Here is a 24,208-nt window from a genome sequence, read left to right on the forward strand (position 1 = left end):
GCGTTCATCCTCTCGTCACCGCGTAGTCCATAGAGGTCTCTGTGGTGCCGAAGAACTCCGCCGTGCTGTCCCTGAAGTCTTGCATGCGGGGATCCGTCGACTCGGAGATGTACTTGGTGGCGCTGGCCGCGTAGTCGGCCGCGCCGTGTCCGAGGGGAGCCGGGGCATCCGACAGCGCCTTGTCGACTGTCGACGGCGGCGGCACGTCGAAGACGATCCGATTCGGGTAGGGCTGGTGCGGCGCAAGGAGATCGCCGACGTTGGCCACCGGGTCGGTGTTGTGCTCGAGCGAAACGACCTTGATGTTGGGCGGTATGTACACGTCGTCGAGGGGCGATCCTCCCGTCACCACAGCCTGCACGTTGAACCGCGAGGTGAAGCCCGCATCGGCTGCGAGCTTTCCCGCGGCGATACCCCCGAGGCTGAAGCCGCCGAGCAGGAGCGGATCTCCGGACCCGGGGACGTAGCCCGCCTGCTGGAGAGAGAGCTCGACCGCCTTCATGAGTTGTGTCTGCTGAGCCGGGTTGAGCTTCGACACGAGGTCGGAGTTGAGGTCGTTCGGCACTCCGTCGGCGAACGGGGACCACTCCTGGGTACTGGGGATCTGCACCCGCCAGCGGGTCACCCCGTCGTCGCCGACCACCTTGGTGACGCTGATGACTCCGACGTCTGCGACGCCGTCGCCGTCGAGGTCATCCGCCGAATCGATGCGGGCCTGCTCGGCGAAGAGATCGTAGTACGGGTCGCGGTGCTGCTCGCCCGGCCCGTAGTCGGAAGTGCCCGGGATACGGGGCGGATACTCGTAGGTCTCGGGAGTACCCATCGGCACGACCGTAGGAGTGCCCGTCTCCTTGATCATGGCGGAGACGGCGAGTCCGACGATCGCGGCGACCAACAGCGGTGTGACGAGCACCAGCAGGGCAGCGAGTGGGAGCACCAGGCCGGCGAGGGCGGGGAAGACGAAGACGAGCAACAGGAGTGCCGCCACCACCAGTAGTACGAGCGCGATGACGATGATCGCCGCGAGCAGGATCTTGCCGATCGCCGTCGCGATGTCGATGATCGACTGCAGGATCGGGCCGAGCACGCCGCTGATCCAGTCGCCGATGCCCTCGACGAATCCCTTCACGTTGTCCCAGAACCCGTCGTTCAGCGGACTGTCCTTGACGACATCCTCAATCAGGCTCGCCGCGCGATCCGCCGCCTCGTCACGATCGTGCACGGCCTGGTTGTAGAGGGCCTCGGCCTGCTGGGTGTCCGCGTGCGCGCCATCGATGCGACGATCGAGCAGCTCGAGGGCCTTCTGGTTAGCCAATTGCTCGGCATCCGGCACCCGGGCCTTGTCCTCGAGATCGGGCCGGCGGGCAAGGAGCGAATTCAACTGCTGCTGTCCGTCGCCGGCGGCGGAGGCTGCCCGCAGCGCCTTTTCCTGCGCCTCACCCAAGGCCACCGCGTAGGCACTGAGCGCAGTCGCCGTCTGCCGGTAGCGGGACTCGGCCAGTTGGATGTCTTTGGAGACCTCATACGCGAGGTCACGAATGGCGGTGAACGCCTTACCCACCGAGTCGTCCTGGTTGGAGATCGAGATGAGGTCTGCCGCGGCGCGATTGATCGCGTCTGCCGTGACGAGGTACTTCTGAGCGTGGGTGGCGACCGTGACCTGGTTGCCCGGGAGGGCATCGAACGTGGCCATCAGCGATTGTCTTTGGTGTGGGTGGTGACGCCCTGTTCCACGGTCACGGCGTCCCGCAACTCCATGTCCACCGAGATGAAGGAGTCGTGGATGCCGTCCACGGCCTGGGCCATCGAGCCCACCTTGTCGCCCATCTCGCGCCGCTTGTCGTTCCACTGGCCGGCAAAATCCTGCACCTTCGAGGAGAGCCTGGCATGCCCGACGGCGGCTGAGACCTCGTCGCTGAACTTCTCCGCGTCGTCGAAGTTCGACTTGATCGTGCGCAGGTCCGAGATGAGCGTTTCGAGATGAGTCAGGTTGAAGTCGAGATCCGGCACGAGAGTCCCCCACGGTCGCCGAGCGGTGATTGATGAATGTGGTGCGCGACGGCGCGGGCCGGTCCGGCTGGACGGGCCCGCGCCGTCGGACGGTGAAGTGGACGGGTCAGCCGCCGATGCCCTTGGCGAGCTCGGAGTCGACGTTCTCAAGCGCCGACGCGGCCTTGGTGAGGAACTGCGACATACCATCGAGACCATTCACAGCCTCTGTGGTGCCCTTCGTGAACTGCTCGTACGAGGTGTGGAACGCACCCGACGCGGCATCCGTCACGAAGCCACCCTGGACGAGGCCGTTCACGAGAGACTGCAGCTCGTGGAGCTTCGAGGTGATGTCGTCCTTACCCGTCGTCAGACGGTTCGCCGCATCGGTCATCTCGCTGTACGTGACATTCATGTTCGCCATGAGGTGGTGCTCCTTCGCATAGTGACGGGCCGACCCCCTGGCCAACCGACTACCGGTAAACCTATCGTCACTGACGGAAACTCGAAATGGGCAGCGGTGCCCATTATGGCGAACGGCGCATTAACTGCAGGAGAGCCGGCCCCGAAGGACCGGCTCTCCTTGGTACAGGGACGGGTCAGCCGCTGATGCCCTTGGCGAGCTCGGAGTCGACGTTCTCAAGCGCCGACGCGGCCTTGGTGAGGAACTGCGACATACCATCGAGACCATTCACAGCCTCTGTGGTGCCCTTCGTGAACTGCTCGTACGAGGTGTGGAACGCACCCGACGCGGCATCCGTCACAAAACCACCCTGGACGAGACCATTGACCAGCGACTGCAGCTCGTGGAGCTTCGAGGTGATGTCGTCCTTACCCGTCGTCAGACGGTTCGCCGCATCGGTCATCTCGCTGTACGTGACATTCATGTTCGCCATGAGTTGAACTCCTTGTTCGATTGGGGGCCGACCCCCGGGGCCAACCAACTACCTACAACCTATCGGGCGCCCTTCGACGCCGGAATGGGCAGGACTCCCCATGCCTGCGCGGCCGCACCGCCAGCATTCCGGTCGATCACGAGAATCCCTCTGCCGAGCCGATGGGTTCGCCCGCCCGCCAGAACTGCAGGGCTGTGATGACAGCGATCGCGATCAGGACGACTCCGATGGCAAGGGTCACCCCAAAGAACAGAGGGGTGCCCACCACCAAGGCCATCACGCTGGCCCCGACGAAGATGCCGCCGACAGTGGCGAGCCAGCCGTCGATGCGCCACCGGAAGCCGAACCAGCGCCAGAAGCCCCGCGCGGGATCGGTGGTCTGAAGCCGGTTGTCGGCTGCGGCCACCATAGCGAGGTAGTGACTCTTCTTGACCAGGGAGACCCCGAGCAGCGCGGCCATCCCTGCCGCGAATCCGCCGTACAGGCCCGAGAGGACATAGATGTACTGGCGAGCGTCATCCTCAATGGATGCCGGCCAACCTCCCGCCGCGCCGCTCGCGAGGGGGACGACGAGCAGCCCGATCCAGAGCACTATCGCGACCGCGATCCAGGCCAGGTGAGCTCGCCGTCCGAGCACGCGGTAGGAGGCGGCCACGCTGCCCCCGAGCCGCGTGCCGGAGGACAGCCCCATCCGGCCGCGGGTGAGGAAATAGCCCGGAAAGAGCAGGCAGCTCGCGAGGAGTAGCAGCCCGGCCGGCACGGCCAAGACGACTCCGCCCTCGCTCACGGTGTCTTCGGTGAGGAACAGCCCGCCGCGCACCTTCGTCTCGGTAGACAGCGATCCGTGGTCGATAGGCAGGCTGAAGTACCAGAACAGCACCAGCACGCTCGCGAGGGCGACGACGGCGACAGCGACGCCGATGGCCAACAACACCCGACCAGCGCGCTCACCCCTAGCGGACATCCCGCGGCTCCTCGTCGACGCCGTCGTCGAGGCTGTCCTCGACGGCGATCACCGACCTCGCTACATCGATGTCCCAGGTGAGGGAAGCGGCGATCAGGTCGAAGAGCTCGACGAAGAGTTCGGCCTCGGGCACCATCGGGGCTGAGATGGTGAGATAGAGCAGGTCGCCGTCGGGCGCCACGATCCAGTATTCGACGGTCAGCGACGGCGTGGTCTGCTCGACATAGCGCTGGGTCTCGGATGTGGCGACCCTGGCCATCCAGTCCCCGGAGTCGAGCGGCAGCACCGTCGCCCCCGGGAACGCGGCGGCGAGGCGCTCCTGCTGTGGCGCGGCTACCGGGGCCGCGGTGACCTCCGGCCAGGGCCGACGCTTGCCCATCATCGCGGCGGGGAAGGGCACCCCGGGCAACAACTCCATCGACAGCGAGAACGAGAGAGCACCCTCGGCCGCCGCCTTCTCAGCCGTCTCGACAAGTTCGTTGCGCAGCTGGATGCGTCGTCGGGCGATGCGGTCGTCGCCCCCGAGCTGTCGTTTCACCAGGGCCGCGATGCTCTTCTTCATCACCGTTTCATCAGTGAGGGGGATCGCCGCCCACGTACCCGGGAGCACGAGACTGTAGTCGCCCGCACCCATCCGCACCTGGCGCGCTTCGGTCTTCGCCGATCGCGCGTCGCTCACGCCTTCGCCGTCTCGATGCGCATCGTGGCGACATGCGCCATGGTCTCGAGGATGATGTCGTCATAGGTGCCCGGCACAGCGGTCGTGAACACGCACTCGATGACCTGGCTGGACTTCGGCGGGAACACGGCGATGACCGTGCGCTCCTCGACATCGACGCGATCCCCGCCGAGTTCGAGGTGGGTGATGCGGTTGTAGGCGCCGACGGCGAGACCGGCGTCGATGGGGGTCGTCCAGGTCTGCACCACCTGGTAGCGCTCCCCCGGCTGCGCGCGGCCCTCGTCTTCTTCGAGACCCGCCAGGTATGCGGCGCTGTCCATGCCCTCGTCGAGTTGCGCCATCCTGATTCCCAGGATGGCATCCACCACTCCCGAATCGGGGTCGCGCACCCAGACCGCCGCCGACAACCCCGGCTGGCCGAGTGCGGCCAGCGACTCGAAGACCGTCTTCAGCCGCTCTGACAGGGCGATGCGACTCTCATCGGTGGTGGCGAGAGCGGTGCTCGTCGCCCGTGCCCACTCCGCCGAGGTGGAATCCGCAAGGTCGACGAGATGCCAATTCTCGGGGATGCCGATGTCGAAATCGGTGATGACGCGGTTGAGGGCTTTGCTTCCGAACATGGTTTCGCGCGCTCCTTGGCTCTGCAGCTGTCGGTGGTCAACGGCCGGTCCCCCGGGCCGCTAACAGGCTAACCCCAGATGTGGTGAATGGTTTCCTGGGTGCCCTTGATTGCATCGACTGTCGGCCCGCCGAGGAAATTCGTCGGGTCCTTGATGAACGCCATGGGGTCGGTGATCATAGTCGTGCTCGCCATGACGGTCTGCACTCCCTGGATGGTCGCGGGGATAGCGACCCGGGCGAACACCATCGGATCGGCGAGTGCCGACGGATTCATGAAGCCCATCTTGATCGCCTGCAGCGTGTCGCCGTTGATTTTGAACGCGTTCTTGATCGGATTGCCCGGCCCGGCCTCTGTGAGCATCTTGAGGAAGTTGGCGCGGGTGAACTCGCTGGCGTCGTTGATCACACTCTTGGGCACAAGGGCCTTGAACGGCTCTTTCATGATGTCCTTCAGCCCCATGCGCATCTGCTTGCTTGCCGACAGAAGTTCGGGGGCGATGCTCTCGCCGTCCTTGAGCTTGAGGATGCCGCGCATGCGGCCGAGCATCTGTGCGTCGCCGGCGAGCTTCGGCACGCTCTTCATGATCATGGCCGACTTCGCGAGCTTTCCGAGGTGGGCGAGCAGAGCGCCACCGGCGAAGGTGAGCACGACGCCAACCGACGCCATGAGCACATCTCCCCAACTTCCCTTGCCCGCGATCACGGCGATCACGGAGTCGAGCAGTTCAAGCACGGCGCCGATGGCGGCGAGCACCATGAGGATCTGGCCGAGGCCGGGCACCCAGGCAAGGAAGATCGCCAGGACACCGGCCCACTTGCAAATCGTCTTGAAAGCGTCATAGAGCTTGGATCCCCAGTCGTCCCACCAGGAGTCTTCCAGGCCGTTGTTCTTCTTGCCGGAGACGACCTCGACGATGGCCTTCACCGCCCGCTCGGCCGCGTCGTTCTTCGCCTGCACGGCCGCGTGCCACTCACCGTGGGCGGCCCTCAGCGCCTGGTCGGCCGAGTCGGAATCCCCTGCGGCCTTGTCGGCCTCCGTCTGGGCCGTCGTCTTGTCGGTGTCGGTGGCGGAGGTGACTTTGTCTTTGGCGTGGGACTCGGTGCGATGAGCGGAATCGGCCTCGCCCTGTTTCGCGTTGATGTGGCTGATGGCCGTGCGCGCATCATCCTGCGCCTGTCGCAGTGCAGAGGAGTACGTGAGCAGTGCCTTGGCCGTGACCTCGTAGCGCTGCTGCGCCTTGTCGATGTCATCGGCGACGCCGCCCGATTTCTCCTTGATGGCATCCACCGCCTTTGAGGTCATGCCGTCGACGCTGTGGATCTTGCGAAGTGTCACCACCGAGCGAGTGATGGCGTTGGCGATATTCATGTAGTGGTTGGCCTTGGACTGCAGGGTGTCGGCATCGCCGCTGAGCGGCTCGAATTCTCTATCTGACATGGTCTCGTCGCTCAGTTCTTCTTCGGCGGAACGGCGCCCGGGTGGTTGGTGGCCGTCTCTTTCGCGCCGTCCTCGAGGGCCTTGCGGAACGACTCGTCAACGTCCGTGAAGCCGTCGGCGATGGCCTGCACCTGCTGTTGGAGCGCCTCGACATCCTCAGTCATCGACTTGCGCTTGTCATTCCAGTTGTGGGCGAAGTCACGCACGTGGTCGTGCAGGGAGTCGTGACCCGTGGCGTCTGCGACGGTGTTGCTGAAATCGTCGGCATCCTTGAACTCCTTGGCGACCGCAGCGAGGTCGCTCTTCAACTGCTCGATCAACTGGAGGTCCAGTACCAGGTCGGCCACGATCGTCCCCTATTCGTTCTTCGCACTACTTACGGTCGAGATCTTCTTCCCCACCTCGACGCTGTCAGTAATCTATCGAGCACCCGCCGGGATGGCGATGGGCAGCACTCCCCATCCGGTGCGTCAGCCGTCGATGAGCGGCAACTGCACCCGCGCGGACTTGCCCTTGGCGATATACATCCCGCGCCCGGGAGGGAATTCGGACTTGTTGATGCGCGGTAGCTGCGTCTTGAGGATGATGTCGCCCTCGACTGTCTCCGGCTGGAGCAGGAAGCCACGCCTGCCGTTCTTGAACTCGCCCATGAGCGGCCACGACGAGCCCCAGGCAGACATCTCCGCTTCGGCGATCACCAGGTGGTCGCTGCGCTTCGCCGCGCGGGCCAGCTCGACGATCGCGCCATCCGCCGGGGTCTGCAGATAGTCGCCGATGGACTCGATGAGCACCACAATCCGCCCCTCGGTATCGGAATCCGAGATGGCGGCCGTGAGGTCCTTCGCAAGGGCGGCAACGGTCTCGACTGTCGTCGCCGAGTCGGTCCACGGCATCGCCTGCGACAGCGGAGAGCGCGAGTTGCCGAGGTAGTAGAGGCGGGCATCCGGATCGAACGCCTGCACCGAACGGGCGAGTGCGTGGAGCGCATTGCTTCGTCCGCTCGCCGGTGGCCCCGCAAGCAGGAACGTGCCAACCGGATCGAACCCCAGCGGCCCGAGGTCGAAGTCGCTGATCCCGAGCACCGGCTCGCCCGCGACCCGTGGGGGCAGGTCCGAGGCCGGGTATTCCTTGGGCAGCGATCCGATGCCCGGGGCGGCGGCGACGCCCGCGCGCACCATTGCCTCGGCCAGTGACCGCGTGGCGGTAGCCTGCTCCGAGACCGAAGAGGATCCGCCGAGGATGGCGATCTGCGTCTCGAAGCCGTCGACGATGGCCCGGCCTGCGGGTGATTTCGAGCCGAGGATGTCGCTGGGCACATCGAGCATGCCGTAGCCGTCATCCGCGAGGCGCAGCACGACCTTTCGCTGGATGCTGGAGGCGATCGATGCCGGAACGGCTCCCGCGCGGTCGGCCGTGAGTGCGACGTGGATGCCGAGCTGCCGCCCGTCGCTGAGGATGTCCTTGAAGACGTCGTACCAGATCGACCTGCCGGCGGGGATTTCGAAGTCGTTGCGGAAGTTCGGGAACCCGTCGATCAGCAACAGGATGCGGGGTTCCTGCGGCCGATTCGCGAGCCTGCGGTATTCGACGATGTTCGAAGCGTTCGCGGCGGCGAAGCGCGGACCGCGGTCCTCGAGTTCGGCTTGCAGCTGGCGGAAGAGCCGGATGATGCGCTCGGAGTCGTCACCGGCGATCACCGCGCCGACGTGCGGAAGGGTCTCGAGCATGCGGAGGCTTCCGGAGCCGAAGTCGATGCCGTAGACCTTCACCGGGCCCCCGCGCGGCGTGATGGCCGCCGCCGCCGCGAGCGTGCGGAGCACGGCGCTCTTTCCCGAGCCACCGGTGCCGAAGATCGAGAGGTGCCCGTCGACGTCCGGCTGGAAGTAGGTGGGCAGCTGCTGCTGGCGCTCGGCGATGTCGGAGACGCCGAGAAGGAGCTCCGAGTCGGTGCGCTGCGGAAGGCGGCCGAGATCATAGAGGCCGGCGAGTTCGTCGAGCCAGGGTCGGCGGGGCGGCGGGATCTGCGCGTCGGCGTTGGCCCTGACGATGGACGCCACGAGCTTCTGCTGGTCGGTGGGACCGAGATCCCGCGCCTCGTCGACGGTGCTCGCGGTGAGGTCCTCCCAGCGGTTCTCGCCGCCGAACCGAAGCTCGGCCACTTCGATGTCGGCATTCTCCGGTTCGCGGCTGGTCCACCCGCCGGCATAGCCGGACTGGAACAGGGCGAGGCGGCCGGGACCGGTCTTGGCGACACCACGGCCGGGGATGCCCGGGTCGAAGTGGGCGGCATCCTTGATGCCCACCACATCCTGGCTGTCGGACTCGTCGGCCATGCGCAGCGCGATGCGCAGGTTGGTGTTGGCCCGCAGGTTGTCCTTGATGACGCCGGCCGGGCGCTGGGTGGCCATGATCAGGTGGATCCCGAGCGAACGTCCGCGCTGGGCGATGTCGACGACGCCGTCCACGAATTCCGGCACGTCTCCGACCAGGGCCGCGAACTCGTCGATCACGAGCACCAGTGCCGGGGGGCTGTCGGGGTCGCCGCGCTTCTCGAGCTCGAGCAGGTCTTTGGCCTTCTTGCGATTGAGCAGGTGCTCCCGGTAGTGCAGTTCGGCGCGAAGTGACGTGAGCGCGCGACGAACCAGGTGTGGGCTGAGGTCGGTGACAAGGCCCACGGTGTGCGGGAGCGACACGCAGTCGGCGAAGGCCGATCCACCCTTGTAGTCCACGAAGAGGAAGGTCACGCGGTCGGGGCTGTACTCCGCGGCCATCCCGAGCACCCAGGCCTGAAGGAATTCGCTCTTGCCGGCTCCGGTAGTGCCGCCGACGAGGGCGTGCGGCCCCTGAGTGCGCAGGTCGAGGTGCAGAGGATCCACTCCCGCGGATCCGATGATGGCCCGCAACTTGCCTGCCCGGCGCGGCTTAGGGGTCGCCCCCGGGGTGCGGTCGTGCATCGACGCGTTCTGGCGCCAGCGGTCGATGACGGCGTCGCTGGTCTCGATCAGTTCGTGACCAAGAAGCGTGATCATCGAGACCGAGCGGGGGATGTCACTGGAGTCGGCCACGAGAGCGCCAGCGTCGATCACCGGTGCGAGTTGCTTCGCGAAGTCGAGGGCGCGAGCGGAATCGACCTGTTCGGTCTCGACCTCGGTGATGGTCTCGCCGAGACGCACGAGCCCGACGGTGCCGAGGGCGGACTCCGGCTCGAGATGCAGGTAGGTACGGCAGACCGCCGGAAGGGACGGCACGCTCGGCGCGACCCAGATCGGATAGACCCCGGCGTCCGCGGCCTGCTCGGCCAGCTGCACCAGGCGCGCGCGGTCGACGGCGACATCGTCGGAGATCAGAAGCACGATGGCGGGCACCGGGGACTGGGTGCCGACGGTGGTGTTGGCGGACCCCACCTCGGCACCGCGCTCGAGCGCTGCCCCCTCCTGCTCCATCGCCCCGCGGCGCTGCGCGCCTTTGCCCGCCAGCCGGTCAGCAATGAGGCCCTCGATCGCAGACAGCAGCTGCGATCCGCTCGCCGCGCTGTCGGCGAGGTGGCTGACCTCCAGCGGGCTGTGCGGAGACGAGGTGTGCGGCATCCACTTGAGCCATTCGAGCTCTCGGGACCAGGCCGGGCTCACCAGCGCGGCGACCACGAGCTCAGCCGGGGAGTGAAGCGCGGTGATCTGCACGAGCACCGAGTTGACCGAGCCGACCGTCGCCGAGGTCGGGCCGGCGATACCGAGCGCACCGGAGTCGAACAGGTTGTCGATGATCGGCACTCCGGCGATCATCCGGTTCTCCTCGACGACAGTGTCGAGGCGACTCTGGAACTCGGGCAGCATCTCGCCTTTGGGCTGGGTCGACACGACATTTCGCGAGGCCATCGTGCCGATGCCGATGCGCACGTTGAGGAACGACCAGTGCTCCGGGCGTCGGGTCCAGAGCAGCGGTCCACGACGGATGGCCTGGGCGTAGGCCTCCTCGGTGGACGGCGACTCGTTGATGCGCAGTTCGAGTTCCCTCACCCGCTCCTCTTCGAGCTGCGAGGTGAGCGACGCGAGGTGCACGTCGAACTTTCCGATGGCTTTCTTCAGCCGCCGCTTCTCGCGGGTCTTGCCCGTCATGAAGTTGCCGATGAGCATGATCGGCGACATCGCGACGAAGATGAGGGATGTCGGCGAACCGGAGATCGCGAACATGGCGCCGCCCATCAGCACGGGGGCGATCATCGCCAGCAGGGGGAACGGCTGGTCCTGCTTCTCGGCCGGCACCGCGGGGCCCGCGAACTCCTGGCCGGCGTAGCGGCGTTCGACCTTCGGCGAACGGTTGAAGAAGATCGGGCCGGCGGTGGGAGCGACCCCAGAGTGCACGGCGGAGTCCGCCACCGTGACGCGTACCTCGGAGTCGCCGATGAGCAGCGTCTCCTCCTTCTCGATGCGCAGGCGGGTGACGATCCCGCCGTCGACGACCACTCCGTTCGCCGAGCCGAGGTCCACGACCTCGACCACCGAGGAGACCTCGAAGCGCACGTGGCGCTTAGAGACGAGCGGGTCGTGGAGGGTGATGTCCGCAGCATCCTCTCGGCCGAGCACGGTGGTGCCGGTGACGAGGGGGAACTCGCGACCGGCGTCCGGACCGGACACCACGGTGAGCGTGGCGATGGTGGGGGCTTTGCCCGAGGCTGCGGGCTGGTAGTAGGTGCCGGCATCCGCGATGCTCACTGTGGCGCCGCTGCCGATCCAGGCCTCTCCGAGGGGAGCATCCGGGGGCAGGAGAAGGGCCTCCGTCTGCCCGGGGAGCGTGGCGTGAAGGGTGAGAACGCGCTGCGGATCCGGCTTCGCGGCCGCGGCCTGCGGATCCAGCCGGGCGATCGTCGCGGCGACATCGGAGATGCTCGCCGAGGCATCCGCGGTGACGACGATGTCGTCGGTGACTCCGGATGCCCGCCGAAGGGTCAGTTTGAGACGCACGTTCTTCCTCCCCCGAGGCGACCTGCTGGACGCTGCAGTAAGTATAGGAGAGAGACAAACTCACTCATCACGCGGGATCGTCACGCTCCCGCTCGTCTCGGTTCTCCCACCACCAGCGAGGCGTGCGGCCGGCTCCCCCGCTGTCGCGGTAGGACAGCAACAGCAGGAAGGCGAGCGCCACCACGAACGCGATCACGGCGACGGCGATCGCAAACGGTCCGACGGCGTTCGCGCCGAAGAAGAGCAGGGAGAGCAGGGGTCGGCCCTTGCCGAGGGAGTAGAGGGTGGATCCGCTGAGGAGGAAGAAGAAGTAGGTGATGACCGCCGTGAGCAGTGCGCTGACAATGAGGGAGCCGCGCCGCCGCGCGAAGGTGATCAGCAGAACGTAGAGCGCGGCTGTTGCCGCGGCGAACATCGTCGGCGCGATGAGCGGCCCAGCGTCCCGCTCGGTGAGCACCTCGCGGTCGGCATAGAGGCTGATCACCCCGCTGGCCGCGATGGCGAGCGCGAGGAAGAGCACCACGGCGAAGACCGCGATCGTGGTCGCGTAGCGCGTGCGTGCATCCACCCGGTCGGGCTAGACGGTGGAGACGGGCGTGGCGTAGCGCGACTTCTCGTACTCCGCTGTGCGCTCGGCCGACTCGCGATCGAAGGCTTCCCGCGCCTCCACGTTGCGCATCTTCACCTTGCGGCCACGGGCGCTGATGAGCGCCCCCATCCACATCGAGACCTCGCGGGCGAGCAGCGCCGCCGCGATGATGAAGGGGCTGGTGAGTGCGGTCGAAAAGAGCCGGGCGGCGTTGGTCGGGGTCAGACCGAAGACGTTGTTGACCAGCAGGCTGGTGCCGACCGATCCGAAGTAGACGAACAGCCCGACGAAGATGCTACCGAGCACGTAACCCCACCACGATGCGCGATTGGCGAGCAGCACGACGATGACGAAGCCGACGAAGAAGAATGCGATGGGCGTGTAATAGGCGAGCGAACCGAAGAAGTCGAACCGGAAAACACCGATCTCGACAGCGTGGATCGTCGCGATCGCCACTGCATACAGGGCGGCGAAGAGGACGCTCGATAGCAGCGCGATCAGTACGCCGAAGCCCCGATTGCCCTTGCGGCGCGGGGGTACCGGCGAGGGAACGTAGATCGTCTGCATCGAGGCCGCGGACGTCGCGGCGAGCGGGGCGGCCTCTGCTGGCGCGCGCTCCACAACCGTCGTCTCGGCTGCGGCCGGTTCGGGTGTCGCCACGACCGGCTCGGTGGCGGATGGCGCGGCCGGGGCGACCTCGACGAGATCGTAGACCGGCTCGGGCCCGCCAGTCGTCGGCAGTTCCTCTGCCGGAACGACACCGCCGTCGATGTCTGGTCCGTCGACTCGCTTCGGCGGTTGGGTTGCAGCGGTTTCGGGCGTGTTGTCGCTCATCGGTGCCACTCCTTACGGGCCAGCCGGGCCATCCCGGCAGTTCAGGTCACTCTAGCAATGACGGTGAACTGCCGGGAGGTCGGCTCGCGAGGAGGTGCCGGTTACGGGGTGGTCGTCGCCGTCGCCCCTGCGGTCGCTGCTGCCGTCACCGGCGCTGGCATCGCATACACGTCCCCGCCGAGGTCGCCGGTGAACACACCGTCGACGCTGCCGAGCGCCAGGCTTGTCACCAGGAAGAGGCGGGGCCCAGCCTGGATCGCTCCAGCGAATGCCATGACCTGGGCGTAGGTCCCGCTCACCGAGACCTTGATCGGCACGACGTACAAACCGTTCGACGGGGCCGCTGGCACCACGGGTGCCGTAGTGCCGGCGGCGGGAGTCGAGGGGGTCGGAGTCGGCGTGGGAGTCGTCGCTGCCGCACCGGGAGTGACCACCGGGGCAGCAGCGGCAGGAGCCACGTAAGCCGAGACTCCGCTGACTTCCACACTCTTGAGAGTGATGCCCTGAGCATCGCCATACTCCTTGATGGTGCGCAGGAATACCGGCATGTCGGCGGTGGCCGGGATCGACCCTCGGAGCTTGTCGAGCTCGGTCTGCGTCTCGCCGATGTTCTCGAACTGCTTTTTGAGAGCGATCAGCTTCATCGCGTTGAGGTCGTTGGTCGACGTGACGTTGGCGCGCTCCTCGTCGGCGGACGCCACTTGGGAGAGGATCGGCGAGACGCCGACCAGCCAGCCGAGCACCCCGACAAGCGCGATGGCACCGACGATGGCGAGGGTGAGAAGACGATCGCGGTTCATTTCTTCGCTGCTTTCACCGGGGCGAAGCGCTCGGACAGCGCATCGGAATTAACGAGAAGGTCGACCTCGACGGTGTAATGCCCCGTCTCCTCTACCCGGGTGACACTTCCCGGCAGCGCCGCGACGAACCCCTTCACCTTCGCGAGGTTGTCGAGCCAGTCGGAGATCGGTTGCTGCGGGCTGTCCGCGGAGATCTTGACATCCGCAACATGCGCCGGCGTCAACGCGTCGGTGACAGAAGTCGCCGTGGCGGTAGACGCAGTGAAGGCCGTGATCGTCGTCCCGGCCGGCAGCGAAGCCTGGATTTCTTGCAGGTATGGCGCCCAGAGAATCTCCCCTGCGGCCGCGATGGGCTGGGAAGCGACGATCTGGTCGACCTGGCTCTGAAGTTTGGTCACATCGCCGTATTTGGCCCGGGATGCCGCAAGCAGCGCACTGCGTGACTGCTCATTCGCCAGTTGCGAATTCGCCGTGAAGAGCGCGAAGGTTGCGCCTACCGTCGCGAGGATCGCCAGTACGACGACGACCGCGAGTCCGGCGAGGAGCCGACGTCGGAGTGCGCGGGTCTTCTGCCCGGCGCCCACTTCCCGGGGAAGAAGATGGACTCTCGGCATTCCTCCCAGGATCAGGGACGCGTCGACCGATGGCCGACCGAGCGTGATGGCGCTCATGCCGCTGTCCCCAGCGCGAGGCCGATTGCTACAGTCATGGAAGAATCCACGCCTCTCTCCTTCATAGCCTTGTCCGCCTGGCGCCCGATCGCGATATTGCCGAAGGGATCGCCGGCAGAGACAGGCAGCCTGGTGTATTCCGAGACCGCGGCTCCGAACCCGCCGAGGGTGGATCCGCCGCCCGAGAGGACGACGCGCTCGATCGTGTTGCTCGCCCCGGTCGAGGCGAAGTAGGTCAGGGTGTTACGGAGGCTTGTGATGAGCTCGCCGGTGGTCTCGAAGATGATGCCGACCGCCGCATTCTCTTCCGCGGTGGTCGGGGCGGTGGAAAGTCCCAGCGCCCTCTTCGCCCGCTCGGCGACCTCCATGGACACGCCCATCCGGCTGGAGAGCGCGTGGGTGAGATCGTCCCCTCCGGTGGGGATGATGCGCACGAACCGGGGAACCCCGTCGGAGGAGACGACGACGGTCGTCGTCGTGGCGCCGACGTCGATCATCGCCGAGGTGCCGCTCAGTTGAGATCCGCGGAGCAGGATCCGGCTGAGGGCGAAGGGAATGAGGTCGACGGCGACCGGGTTGAGGCCGGCGAGTTGCACGGCCTTCACATTGCCGAGCACCGCCTCCTTGAGGGCGGCGACGAGGAGTCCGTTGATGACCGGCCCGTTGGCATCCACCCCCTCGCTGATCGGGTAGAAGTCGAGGAGGGCGTCTTCCGTCGGGAAGGGCAGCATTTCTTGCACGTGGAACGGGAGAGACTCGCGGATGCGGTTGAGCGGCGCCTTCGGCACGCTCAGGTCGCGGGCGAGCACCCGGGAGTTACCGATTCCGAGCACGACGTTCTTGGTGCCGAACCCGCCAGCGGACCAGAGCTGTTTGAGGACCGTCGCCACGGTGGCCGGCTCCGCGACCTCACCGCGATTGACCGCTCCGGGCGGCAAAGGCAGCGAGTGGTACCTCAGAAGCTCCGGGCGCGACTTCGACGCCGCTCCCAGCTCTGCGGCTCGGATCCCGTTAGCGCTGATATCCAGCCCGACAATTGTTTTCGCCATTTCTCCCCCTGTGAACTGCGTGTACTAGGCGACCGTGAGGTCGAAGACTGAAAGGTAACTCGCGAAGGCCGCGTTGCCGATGACGATGCCGAGCCACGCCCCTGCAAACATCCACGGCCCGAACGGGATGCCGCTCTTGCGCCCCGCGCGCTTGGTCGCGATGAGGATGATCGAGAAGACGCCGGCGAGAAGGAAGGCGCTGAACGCCCCGACGGCCACGGCTCCCCATCCCGCCCAGCCCAGGTAGATGCCGAGGACGCCGGCGAGCTTGACGTCGCCGAGGCCCATCCCCCCGGGGTAGACGAGTGCCATCACGAGGTAGAAGAGGAACAGGGCTGCCATGGCGATGCCCGAGCCGATCAACGGTCCGAAATCGCCCGACAGGATGCTGGCTGCCGTGAAGAGTGCCGCGCTGACGCCGTACGCCGGAATCACGATGACGTTCGGCAGCTTGTGCACGTCGAGGTCGATCAGTGCGAGCGCGATGGTGATCGCGGCGAGGTAGAGGAAAGCGATCATGACCAGGATTGCGGCGACGGCACCGGCGGATGTCGTGGCCGCGAAGGCCGCGGGGGCGAAGCCGAGTGCCACCAGCGCGAAGGAGACCGACGTGGCGAGTTCGACGAGCGGATAGCGCGCCGAGATCGGCGCGGAGCAGTTGCGGCATTTGCCGCGGAGCAGCAACCACGACAGCACCGGGATGTTGTCCCAGGGCTTGATCTCGCTGTCGCAGTGTGGGCACGCGCTCGGCGGAGACACTATCGACTTGCCGATAGGGACCCGGTAGACGACGACGTTGAGGAAGGATCCGAGCAGCAGTCCGAGCACGGCCGCGAGCACGACGGTCACGGCGATCACTTGCTGTACTCCTTGTAACCACTCACGTCCGAGTCGCTGTAGGAGGCGGGTGCGTTCCATTTCTGCTCGAGGCCACCGTTGCAGGTAGCGACGATCAATTTCGACCATTGTCCGCTGGTGTACGTGTCTGTCGCGTCGACCGCGAGGCAACGACCGAGGTAATCGGTGAAGAGGTAGCTGGTGGAGTAGGTGCCGGTGTCGAGGAAGCGGGTCCATCGCTGCGTCGTGGTGTTGCCTGCGCTGCAGAGGGTGAAGGTGACGAGCTTGCTTCCGACCGCCGGCGTCGTGAGGCAGTACTTCTGGGCTGCATCGTTGTTGTTGAGAACGGAGATCTGCTGGTTGCCGAGGGAGCTGGCCGGCAAGGTCGGCTCGGTGTAGTACCACTTGTGGTTCCAGTTGAGCTTCAGGCCGGTGCCCGTCGGGTCTTGCTTACATGGGTAGGAGATCATGAAGGTCTTGGTGATCGACTGGTCTGTCACGTCGGCGCAGCGGCCGAACTCCTTGTAGTTGACCATCTGGTTCGTGGCGTAGCTCGCCGCGCCGGCTCCGACGGCAGTCGTGGGAGTGAACCCGCCGCCGCAGCCGTTGGTCACGGTCAGCAAGGAGTTGTTGGCAGGAGTCCCGGGGTTGAGGCAGTAGTTGGAATAGTCCGTGTTGTCGGCTTTCTGGCCCTGCCAGGTGTTGGAGCCGAACCAGCTCCACAGCTGGCTCCACCGGGTTGCGTCCGACTTGCATACCGCCAGAACCGCGTTTCCCGCAGCAGCGGCCGTCGCCGAGACGTTGGTCGGGCTGGTGATGCAGAGGGGAGTAGCCGGCGAGACCGTCGTGCTGGCGAGTTTGATCTCGTAGTCGTCGTCGTAGACCCACAGCTGAGTGGCGTCCTTCGCCGAGGTGCAGTTGGCCGCCGACTTGAAGACGACAGTCGAACCGACCGTGGCCGTGGTGGCCTCGAGGCAGTAACCGATGTTGTAGTCCCAGATGCGACCGCCCGCGATGTTGACGTTGGTCACCTTGAACTTGTAGACCGCCGAGATATAGCGGTTGCCATAGTTGACGTCGGCTTTGCCAGGCACGCCCGCACCGACACCATCGGCGAGCGCCAGCGCATAGAGGGGCTGGGTCGTACCCGCCAGCACCGTGCCGCTGCAGTCCATGTCGTTCGCATCCTGCCACACGGTGTCTTTTCCGGTGGGATCGAGCATGAAGTACTTAATGCTGACCGAGTACGTGGAGGTCGCATCGTTGCCATCGACCTTGCCTGCTACCGAACACGGCAGTTTCGCCCGGATACCGGTCGTCTTTCCCGTGGCGATATCCGTCTGAGCGAGGGAGCGAACTACACCGAGGGATGCCTGGACTCCGGCCTGCGCCGCGTAGATCGTGCGCGTGTTCTTCTGCGCGATAAAGATCGGCGTCGCCTGGGACAGGATGACGCTGAGCAGCACTACCGAGAGGCCCGCGGCAAGGATCATGAAGAGGATCGCGGTCAGCAGCGCGACTCCCTCTTCCCCGTCCTCGCGGAGTCGGCTTCTCAACGCAGAGGTTCGCCAGGAAGTGAGCGCCGTCGGGATCCTTGTCATGGTCGGTACGCTCCGAATGTGCAGACGGGAGTGAGTGGGTCATTGCTTCGGGACTTGATCGACGTGTTGCGGGCGATGAAGGTCGTAGACATCCCCGCTCCCGCATTCTGGGCGTCTGCCCCAGGGTTGAGAATGATCAGGAGCTGTTGGCGGGGCTTGTCCGAGATGTTTGCCGGGATCAGCTGGAACGGATGCGTCGGGTCTCCGTCGTCGGCGACATCGGTGAGCTTCGGAGACCAGGCCGTTGCAGTCGTGGGGTCGCTCTCATTCCACTGGCGGGACTCAAGCCGGGAGTTCGCGATGGAGAAGCGCCACTGGTAGCAGATGGCCTGCAGCCCGCTGGTCGTGCTCGCGGCGGGCACCCGGAATTCGACATAACGATTGCCGGATGCGCCGACCCCCGGGTAGTTGATCGAGTCCGAGTACCGCACCTGCCGGTCGATGCTTCCGAAGACCACAAGGGTGCTGTTCGTCGACTGGCCGACGAGCTGCGTGCGGACGGCGCTTCGCGAAATGGCCACAACCGAGGTGATGACGATAACGACGAAGATCGTGAAGATCGCCATCGCGACCATGAGCTCGATCAAACTGAAACCGGACTCGGCGCTGCGAGCCGACATATCCTGCTGCGAACGCTCAGCCATTGGTTTTCCACTCAAGGTCGGAGTGGGAGTCGATCAGGGATGAGATCGTATACACGCAGGATCCGGCAACGCCGCATCCCTGACCAGCGGTCCATCCGACGATCACGATCACCCGCGTCAGCGGGGTGTAGCCAGCCGGTGTCACTGGCGCGTAGGTGGCGGAATCCACTTTTGCGCAGTCGCCACCAGCCGTTTGGCCCGCATTCGTGCCGAGCTTCTCGAAACAGGTCCCGATGATCGTCGTGACGGTGTATGGCGTGCCGTTCTGGGTCACGGGAGCGTTGATCGGCACCGTCTGGGCGCCGGGAAGAGGAAGGGAGTGGTCGTACTCCTGGTAGGTCTTATTGACGCCGCTTGTTCCTGAATTGCCGGTGAAACTGGTGGCCACGGCGGCGAGCGACCGTCCGCTGAAGAGACTGTCGGCGGGAAGGCCGCTGGCCTTCTCCATCGCGGCGTTTGCCACGGTCACCGCAATCGCCCGTCGCTGCTGCGAGACGGAGCCGAGCGTCGAAGAGATCGCGAGGCCGATCGCCGCTGTGGCGACGATGCCCATGATCGCGATCGCGACGATCACCTCGACGAGCGTCATCCCGCTCGAGTCCGTGGTGACACGGTCGAATAGACGTCGGATCCTGTTCATGGCACCTCCCTCAGAACGATCAGCAGAAGTTTTTGGCTACAAATGATGCGAGAACGGTGCGGACTGGTGGCTTGGCCACAGTCCGCACCGTTCCACGGGCGGAAGTTACGGAGTGAACTTTCCGAGACCACCGGTTGCGCTGTTGTAGGTCTGTGAGCCTGTTACGTTCGAGTTCGAGCCCAGGATGGTGTACGAGGATCCGGCTGGACTTCCGCCCACGGTGACGGTGATCGTGTTGCCGTCGCTGATCTTGAAGGTTGCGGAGCCCGGCGTCTGTGCGGTCTGAGGAGAGAAGCCTGTAAAGGAACCGCCGTTCGAGGTGCCGTAGGTCTCGACGACCACAGCAGCGTTCTTCAGGTCGGAAGCCACAGAGGCCTTCCAGGCGCTCTGGCGCTGGTTGAGGAACACCGGGATGGCGATCGCGGCGAGGATGCCGATGATGATGATGACGACGAGGAGCTCGATGAGCGTAAAGCCCTTCTCCCCATCCTTACGAGCCTCACGGCCGGCCGACATGGCCTTGTTCATACGAATGATCATGTGATTGATTCCTGTTCATGAGAATGTTGATGGACAGGTGGCCCCCAAGTGCAATGCCCCCTGAGATCAGAATGGCGGCACCGTAAGTAGCCCGGAATCCCGCGAACAGGGGTAATTCGACGAAAAAGCGGCCCCAAAACGGGGGTGTTCCGGCGATTCGGCACCCACGACAACGGCAGCACCCGATATCGGATGCTGCCGTTGTGAGAGCTGGTGCGTCGACGCTTACGGTGTGAACTTCCCCAGGCCACCTGAGGTTCGATCGTAGGTCTGCCCGCCCGGGCTGATATTCACGTTGCTGCCGAGGATAGTGAACGTCGTCGCGCTCGGGCTGACGAGGATCGTGTTGCCCTGAGAGACCTTGATGCCGTTGACGGCGTTACTCAGGGGGAAGGCCGCGAAAGACCCGTCGTGGTTCATCCCCCAGGTCTCGACGACTACAGCAGCGTTCTTCAGGTCGGACGCCACAGAAGCCTTCCAGGCGCTCTGGCGCTGGTTGAGGAACATCGGGATGGCGATCGCAGCGAGGATGCCGATGATGACGATGACGACGAGGAGTTCGATAAGAGAGAAGCCCCTCTCCCCCCGCACCGGAAGCCTACCGGCGATGGTTTCGGCGCTGCGTTCGGTCATGTGACCACTCCTCTCGTTCGATGTCCACTGTGGTGCTCGGCCGGTCGGCCGGGCACTCCCCACCGCGAGCCTCAATCCCCGAACGGTCAGGGAGTGAACTTTCCGAGACCACCGGTAGCGCTGTTGTAGGTCTGGCTGCCGGTGGAGATGTTTGAGTTCGTTCCGAGGATCGTGTACGACGAGCCGACGGGGGTTCCGCCGAGGGTCACGGTGATGTTGTTTCCGGCGCTGATCTTGAACACCGTCGACGTGGAAGTCTGAACGGTGGTCGGCGTGAAGCCGGAGAACGACCCACCGTTCGAGGTGCCGTAGGTCTCGACGACCACAGCAGCGTTCTTCAGGTCGGAAGCCAGCGAGGCCTTCCAAGCGCTCTGGCGCTGGTTGAGGAACACCGGGATGGCGATCGCGGCGAGGATGCCGATGATGATGATGACGACGAGGAGCTCGATGAGCGTGAAGCCCTTCTCCCCATCCTTACGAGCCTCACGGCCGGCCGACATGGCTCGGTTGAGTCGAGTGATCATGTGAAGTGTTCCTGTTCATTGGTTTCGCGATGGACAGGTGGCACCGGTAACACTGCCCCCTGAGATCATGGTGGCGGCGGCGTAAGCAGCCCGAAATCCCGCGAACAGGGGTGAAACAGTCGAAATCCGGCCCCAGTTAGGGGGTATTGCGGCATTTCGCGGTGACGCGGTGATGCCCGCACGCTAGCACGGGCACCGGCGGCTCTACTTGTTGATCGCGTTGAAGATGGTGAAGATCGGCATGTACAGCGCCACGATCATTCCGCCGATCACCGTGCCGATGACAGCGATCATGAGCGGCTCGATGAGGGAGGTGAGCGCCTCTGCGGTGCTCTGCACCTCTTCCTCATAGAAGTCCGCGACCTTCGTCAGCATGATCTCCAGCGCCCCGGAGTCCTCTCCGACGGCGATCATCTGAACGACCATCGACGGGAAGATGGGCTGCTGGGCGAGGGGCGCGGCGATCGAGTTTCCCGTGCGCACCGACTCCTGCACCTTCTTCAGGGCATCTTCGATGACCCAGTTCCCGGAGGTCTCCCCCACGATACTGAGGGACTGGAGGATGGGAACACCGGCACCGATCATCGCAGAGAAGTTGCGGGTGAAGCGCGCGACGGCCACCTTCGCGAACAGACCTCCGAACACCGGGATCTTGAGCTTGAGCGGGTCGAAGATGCTTCGGACCCGGTCATCCTCCTTGTTGAACCTCCACCAGACGTTCGTTCCGACGATGATCACCACGAGCAGCGGGAAGATCCACACCATGTTCTGCGAGAGCGTCACCAGAATCTGGGTGGGAAGGGGCAGCGTGCCCCCCAGGCTGGTGAACATAGCCTGGAACACCGGCACGATGAAGATGAGCATGGCGATGACCGCCACGAAGGCCATGATGAGCACCGCGATCGGGTAGGTCAGCGCAGACTTGATGGTCGCCCGCAGCTTCACGTCGGACTCGAAGTTGTTGGCGATCGACTCCAGTGCTCCGTCGAGGAACCCGCCGGTCTCACCCGCGCGCACGAGGTGGATCATGAGCCTCGGGAAGACCCGGGGAAACTTGGCGAAGCTCGCAGACAGTGAAGAACCGCCCTCGATGTCGGTGCGAACCTCGCCGAGGGTCGAGGCGAGTGCCTTGTTCTCGGTCTGGTCGGCCAGGATCGTCAGGGTGCGAAGCAGTGAGAGTCCGGCCGCGATCATCGTGGCCATCTGGCGGCTCATGATGGCGAGGTCCTTCAGCCCGACGCCCTTGCTGAGGAACTTGATCTCCATGTTGAGACCGGTGCCCTCTTTGGACTCCTCGATCGAGGTCGGGGACACCCCCATCGAACGCAGGCGCATCGCCGCGTTCGATTCGGTGGATGCTTCGAGCCTGCCCTTGACGACCTTGCCCTGGGCATCCCGGCCCTTGTAGGCGTAGGCGAGAGTGGCCATCATTCACCGATCTTTCTCGAGTAGGCGTCCTTGAAGTCGATCCCGGTGGCGGCCATGGCTTGCGCCGCGACATCCGACGCGCTCTCACCACGGTGGATGAGCTGCTTCAGCGACTCGACGTCCTGCGCCTTCTCGATCGCGGCCGCGACGGTGATCATGCCGGCGTTGGCGAGATCCGCGAGGTGCGAGTCCATGGTGTGCATCCCGTGATCGCGACCGGCCTGCATGGCGGAGGCGATCTGGTAGGTCTTGCCCTCGCGGATGAGGTTGTTGATGGCCGGCGTCGCGATCAGGATCTCGGTAGCGACGACTCGGCCGGATCCGCTCGCCTTCTTCACCAGTGTCTGGCAGACGACGCCCTGGAGCACCGCCGCGAGCTGAGAACGCACCTGGCCCTGTTGGTGAGGAGGAAACACGTCGATGATGCGGTCGATGGTCTGGGCCGCATCCTGCGTGTGGAGGGTCGCGAACACGAGGTGGCCGGTCTCGGCCGCCGTGAGGGCCACCGAGATCGTCTCGAGGTCTCGAAGCTCACCGATCAGGATCACGTCGGGGTCTTGCCGCAGCACGTGCTTGAGAGCGGACTGGAAGCTGTGGGTGTCCGGTCCGACCTCGCGCTGGTTGACCAGCGACTTGTGGTTCTTGTGCATGAACTCGATCGGGTCTTCCACGGTGACGATGTGGTCGGCCCGGGTGCGGTTGACGAGGTCGATGAGCGCGGCGAGGGTGGTGGACTTGCCCGAACCGGTCGGCCCGGTGACGAGCACGAGGCCACGAGGGAGCTTGGCGAACCTGCCGATGGTCTCCGGCACACCGAGGTCCTTCAGCTGCTTGATTTCGGTGGGGATGAGTCGGAACGCGGCCCCCATCGAGTTGCGCTGCTGGTAGATGTTGACGCGGAATCGCGCGTTGGCCGAGAGGGTGTACGCGAGGTCGAGCTCGAGTTCCTTGTCGAACGCGACCTTCTGCTCGGCGGTGAGGATGCTGAGCAGGGCGGAGGTGACCTTCGCGCGGTTCCAGACGGATGTGCCGTCGACCTGCCGTAGCACGCCATCCACCCGGATGGTCGGCGGAGCGTTCACGGTCACGTGCAGGTCGGATGCGCCGGAGTACAGCACATCGGTGAGAGCGGCGATGAGGTCGGCGTCCACGTTGAGTCGCGGAGAGGAGTTGCCTTCACCGGCGGTGGGATCTTCGTAGAACGGCGTCTCGTCGCGATCCTGAACGTCGTCGAGGTCCGCGGAATACTGCAGGTCCTGCTGATCGTCGAGATCGTAGCTCGACGTCGAGCCGGCGGTGATGTCGGCGAGCGCCTGCTCGAGGAGTGAGCTGGTGTCGGACGGGGCTGCCTGGGGTGCCGCAGCCGCGACAACCGGGGCCGGTGCTTCGAACAGGTCATAGGCGGGTGGCGTCGACGGCGCCTCGTAGTTGTGGGCGACGGAGGGCGGCGGCGCGGCGGCGTAGGTCGGCGCAGCGTAGACGGGAGCGGCGCTTGCCGGCGGGATGATCGTGAGGTCGTAGGCATCCGGCTCGATCGTCGGGGAATAGGTGGCCGCCGGGGGTGCCACCCCGAACGGCGAGGTTCCCGCCACGGGCGGGGCGAGGTCGGGCGAGAGCCTCTGGGGCTGGCTCGCGAAGAACTCCTCCGGGGGCAGCTGGCCGGCCGGCTCGACGTATTCGGGCGCGACATACGGCGTCGAGGCATAGTGAAGCGGATCGGCGTTCATCGCCGCGGCGTCTGCGGCAGCCTGTGCCGCGCGACGCGGCGACAGGATCGGTGTGATGTTACCCACCGGAATTTCATACGGCTGGTTCATTCGGATATCCCCCTTGGTACAACGTGTGACCCGAGCCCCCCACGGACACGGAA

The 24,208-nt window shown here is 65.3% G+C and carries 24 protein-coding genes; all 24 read right to left on the reverse strand.

Going from position 1 to position 24,208, the window contains the following annotated elements; all coding sequences use genetic code 11:
- Positions 1 to 4 precede the first annotated feature (4 nt).
- On the reverse strand, positions 5 to 1,693 hold the full coding sequence (locus tag ACVXZ4_RS16340) for a hypothetical protein (RefSeq protein ID WP_461795839.1): 1,689 nt from the start codon (positions 1,691 to 1,693) through the stop codon (positions 5 to 7).
- Positions 1,693 to 2,010, reverse strand: a complete 318-nt coding sequence (locus ACVXZ4_RS16345; RefSeq protein WP_461795840.1) for a hypothetical protein — start codon at positions 2,008 to 2,010, stop codon at positions 1,693 to 1,695. The genes ACVXZ4_RS16340 and ACVXZ4_RS16345 overlap by 1 nt, the downstream gene beginning before the upstream one ends.
- 106 nt (positions 2,011 to 2,116) lie before the next feature.
- Positions 2,117 to 2,413, reverse strand: a complete 297-nt coding sequence (locus ACVXZ4_RS16350; protein ID WP_185201729.1) for a WXG100 family type VII secretion target — start codon at positions 2,411 to 2,413, stop codon at positions 2,117 to 2,119.
- Positions 2,414 to 2,588: 175 nt separating this feature from the next.
- Entirely contained in the window at positions 2,589 to 2,885 is a 297-nt protein-coding gene (locus ACVXZ4_RS16355; RefSeq protein ID WP_461795841.1) for a WXG100 family type VII secretion target, read from the reverse strand.
- 136 nt (positions 2,886 to 3,021) lie between these two features.
- On the reverse strand, positions 3,022 to 3,849 hold the full coding sequence (locus ACVXZ4_RS16360; RefSeq protein WP_461795842.1) for a hypothetical protein: 828 nt from the start codon (positions 3,847 to 3,849) through the stop codon (positions 3,022 to 3,024).
- Positions 3,839 to 4,528, reverse strand: coding sequence for a hypothetical protein (locus tag ACVXZ4_RS16365; RefSeq protein ID WP_461795843.1), 690 nt, complete (start codon positions 4,526 to 4,528; stop codon positions 3,839 to 3,841). Before ACVXZ4_RS16365 ends, ACVXZ4_RS16360 begins: the two co-directional genes overlap by 11 nt.
- Positions 4,525 to 5,148 (reverse strand): hypothetical protein, encoded by a 624-nt coding sequence (locus ACVXZ4_RS16370; RefSeq protein WP_461795844.1) that lies wholly within the window; start codon positions 5,146 to 5,148, stop codon positions 4,525 to 4,527. The genes ACVXZ4_RS16365 and ACVXZ4_RS16370 overlap by 4 nt, the downstream gene beginning before the upstream one ends.
- Before the next feature lie 68 nt (positions 5,149 to 5,216).
- Positions 5,217 to 6,587, reverse strand: coding sequence for a putative T7SS-secreted protein (locus tag ACVXZ4_RS16375; RefSeq protein ID WP_461795845.1), 1,371 nt, complete (start codon positions 6,585 to 6,587; stop codon positions 5,217 to 5,219).
- A gap of 11 nt (positions 6,588 to 6,598) precedes the next feature.
- A complete protein-coding gene (locus ACVXZ4_RS16380; RefSeq protein ID WP_461795846.1) occupies positions 6,599 to 6,934 on the reverse strand; it encodes a hypothetical protein in 336 nt (111 codons plus the stop codon).
- A 123-nt stretch (positions 6,935 to 7,057) separates the two neighbouring features.
- A complete protein-coding gene (locus tag ACVXZ4_RS16385) occupies positions 7,058 to 11,548 on the reverse strand; it encodes an FtsK/SpoIIIE domain-containing protein (RefSeq protein WP_461795847.1) in 4,491 nt (1,496 codons plus the stop codon).
- A 67-nt stretch (positions 11,549 to 11,615) separates the two neighbouring features.
- Positions 11,616 to 12,116, reverse strand: a complete 501-nt coding sequence (locus ACVXZ4_RS16390; RefSeq protein ID WP_461795848.1) for a DUF6121 family protein — start codon at positions 12,114 to 12,116, stop codon at positions 11,616 to 11,618.
- Positions 12,117 to 12,125: 9 nt separating this feature from the next.
- Positions 12,126 to 12,971, reverse strand: a complete 846-nt coding sequence (locus ACVXZ4_RS16395; protein WP_461795849.1) for a hypothetical protein — start codon at positions 12,969 to 12,971, stop codon at positions 12,126 to 12,128.
- Between the two features lie 101 nt (positions 12,972 to 13,072).
- Positions 13,073 to 13,771, reverse strand: a complete 699-nt coding sequence (locus ACVXZ4_RS16400) for a hypothetical protein (protein ID WP_461795850.1) — start codon at positions 13,769 to 13,771, stop codon at positions 13,073 to 13,075.
- Positions 13,768 to 14,442, reverse strand: coding sequence for a hypothetical protein (locus ACVXZ4_RS16405; RefSeq protein WP_461795851.1), 675 nt, complete (start codon positions 14,440 to 14,442; stop codon positions 13,768 to 13,770). Before ACVXZ4_RS16405 ends, ACVXZ4_RS16400 begins: the two co-directional genes overlap by 4 nt.
- Positions 14,439 to 15,491, reverse strand: a complete 1,053-nt coding sequence (gene pilM / locus ACVXZ4_RS16410) for a type IV pilus assembly protein PilM (protein WP_461795852.1) — start codon at positions 15,489 to 15,491, stop codon at positions 14,439 to 14,441. Before pilM ends, ACVXZ4_RS16405 begins: the two co-directional genes overlap by 4 nt.
- Positions 15,492 to 15,515: 24 nt before the next feature.
- Complete coding sequence (locus tag ACVXZ4_RS16415) at positions 15,516 to 16,349, reverse strand: prepilin peptidase (RefSeq protein ID WP_461795853.1); 834 nt, start codon at positions 16,347 to 16,349, stop codon at positions 15,516 to 15,518.
- Positions 16,346 to 17,929, reverse strand: a complete 1,584-nt coding sequence (locus ACVXZ4_RS16420; protein WP_461795854.1) for a hypothetical protein — start codon at positions 17,927 to 17,929, stop codon at positions 16,346 to 16,348. Before ACVXZ4_RS16420 ends, ACVXZ4_RS16415 begins: the two co-directional genes overlap by 4 nt.
- Positions 17,926 to 18,573: a PulJ/GspJ family protein gene (locus ACVXZ4_RS16425; protein ID WP_461795855.1), complete on the reverse strand. Its 648-nt coding sequence runs from the start codon at positions 18,571 to 18,573 to the stop codon at positions 17,926 to 17,928. Before ACVXZ4_RS16425 ends, ACVXZ4_RS16420 begins: the two co-directional genes overlap by 4 nt.
- Positions 18,566 to 19,213 (reverse strand): type IV pilus modification PilV family protein, encoded by a 648-nt coding sequence (locus ACVXZ4_RS16430; RefSeq protein WP_461795856.1) that lies wholly within the window; start codon positions 19,211 to 19,213, stop codon positions 18,566 to 18,568. The genes ACVXZ4_RS16425 and ACVXZ4_RS16430 overlap by 8 nt, the downstream gene beginning before the upstream one ends.
- Before the next feature lie 105 nt (positions 19,214 to 19,318).
- On the reverse strand, positions 19,319 to 19,753 hold the full coding sequence (locus ACVXZ4_RS16435; protein ID WP_461795857.1) for a prepilin-type N-terminal cleavage/methylation domain-containing protein: 435 nt from the start codon (positions 19,751 to 19,753) through the stop codon (positions 19,319 to 19,321).
- A 225-nt stretch (positions 19,754 to 19,978) separates the two neighbouring features.
- Positions 19,979 to 20,386 carry a prepilin-type N-terminal cleavage/methylation domain-containing protein gene (locus ACVXZ4_RS16440; protein WP_461795858.1) on the reverse strand — a complete coding sequence of 136 codons (408 nt, stop codon included), beginning with the start codon at positions 20,384 to 20,386 and terminating at the stop codon, positions 19,979 to 19,981.
- An 86-nt stretch (positions 20,387 to 20,472) separates the two neighbouring features.
- Positions 20,473 to 20,910 carry a prepilin-type N-terminal cleavage/methylation domain-containing protein gene (locus ACVXZ4_RS16445; RefSeq protein ID WP_461795859.1) on the reverse strand — a complete coding sequence of 146 codons (438 nt, stop codon included), beginning with the start codon at positions 20,908 to 20,910 and terminating at the stop codon, positions 20,473 to 20,475.
- Positions 20,911 to 21,114: 204 nt separating this feature from the next.
- Positions 21,115 to 22,341 carry a type II secretion system F family protein gene (locus tag ACVXZ4_RS16450; protein ID WP_461795860.1) on the reverse strand — a complete coding sequence of 409 codons (1,227 nt, stop codon included), beginning with the start codon at positions 22,339 to 22,341 and terminating at the stop codon, positions 21,115 to 21,117.
- Complete coding sequence (locus ACVXZ4_RS16455) at positions 22,338 to 24,131, reverse strand: type IV pilus twitching motility protein PilT (RefSeq protein WP_461795861.1); 1,794 nt, start codon at positions 24,129 to 24,131, stop codon at positions 22,338 to 22,340. The genes ACVXZ4_RS16450 and ACVXZ4_RS16455 overlap by 4 nt, the downstream gene beginning before the upstream one ends.
- Positions 24,132 to 24,208: the final 77 nt, after the last annotated feature.

The organism is Lacisediminihabitans sp. FW035, assembly GCF_054880895.1.

Excerpts from the sequence above, each read along its gene's own strand:
- ACVXZ4_RS16340 (WP_461795839.1), bottom strand. The coding sequence starts at position 1,693 with ATGGCCACGTTCGATGCCCTCCCGGGCAACCAGGTCACGGTCGCCACC.
- ACVXZ4_RS16350 (WP_185201729.1), bottom strand. The coding sequence starts at position 2,413 with ATGGCGAACATGAATGTCACGTACAGCGAGATGACCGATGCGGCGAAC.
- ACVXZ4_RS16355 (WP_461795841.1), bottom strand. The coding sequence starts at position 2,885 with ATGGCGAACATGAATGTCACGTACAGCGAGATGACCGATGCGGCGAAC.
- ACVXZ4_RS16360 (WP_461795842.1), bottom strand. The coding sequence starts at position 3,849 with ATGTCCGCTAGGGGTGAGCGCGCTGGTCGGGTGTTGTTGGCCATCGGC.
- ACVXZ4_RS16370 (WP_461795844.1), bottom strand. The coding sequence starts at position 5,148 with ATGTTCGGAAGCAAAGCCCTCAACCGCGTCATCACCGATTTCGACATC.
- ACVXZ4_RS16375 (WP_461795845.1), bottom strand. The coding sequence starts at position 6,587 with ATGTCAGATAGAGAATTCGAGCCGCTCAGCGGCGATGCCGACACCCTG.
- ACVXZ4_RS16395 (WP_461795849.1), bottom strand. The coding sequence starts at position 12,971 with ATGAGCGACAACACGCCCGAAACCGCTGCAACCCAACCGCCGAAGCGA.
- ACVXZ4_RS16400 (WP_461795850.1), bottom strand. The coding sequence starts at position 13,771 with ATGAACCGCGATCGTCTTCTCACCCTCGCCATCGTCGGTGCCATCGCG.
- ACVXZ4_RS16405 (WP_461795851.1), bottom strand. The coding sequence starts at position 14,442 with ATGAGCGCCATCACGCTCGGTCGGCCATCGGTCGACGCGTCCCTGATC.
- pilM (WP_461795852.1), bottom strand. The coding sequence starts at position 15,491 with ATGGCGAAAACAATTGTCGGGCTGGATATCAGCGCTAACGGGATCCGA.
- ACVXZ4_RS16420 (WP_461795854.1), bottom strand. The coding sequence starts at position 17,929 with ATGACAAGGATCCCGACGGCGCTCACTTCCTGGCGAACCTCTGCGTTG.
- ACVXZ4_RS16425 (WP_461795855.1), bottom strand. The coding sequence starts at position 18,573 with ATGGCTGAGCGTTCGCAGCAGGATATGTCGGCTCGCAGCGCCGAGTCC.
- ACVXZ4_RS16430 (WP_461795856.1), bottom strand. The coding sequence starts at position 19,213 with ATGAACAGGATCCGACGTCTATTCGACCGTGTCACCACGGACTCGAGC.
- ACVXZ4_RS16435 (WP_461795857.1), bottom strand. The coding sequence starts at position 19,753 with ATGATCATTCGTATGAACAAGGCCATGTCGGCCGGCCGTGAGGCTCGT.
- ACVXZ4_RS16440 (WP_461795858.1), bottom strand. The coding sequence starts at position 20,386 with ATGACCGAACGCAGCGCCGAAACCATCGCCGGTAGGCTTCCGGTGCGG.
- ACVXZ4_RS16445 (WP_461795859.1), bottom strand. The coding sequence starts at position 20,910 with ATGATCACTCGACTCAACCGAGCCATGTCGGCCGGCCGTGAGGCTCGT.
- ACVXZ4_RS16450 (WP_461795860.1), bottom strand. The coding sequence starts at position 22,341 with ATGATGGCCACTCTCGCCTACGCCTACAAGGGCCGGGATGCCCAGGGC.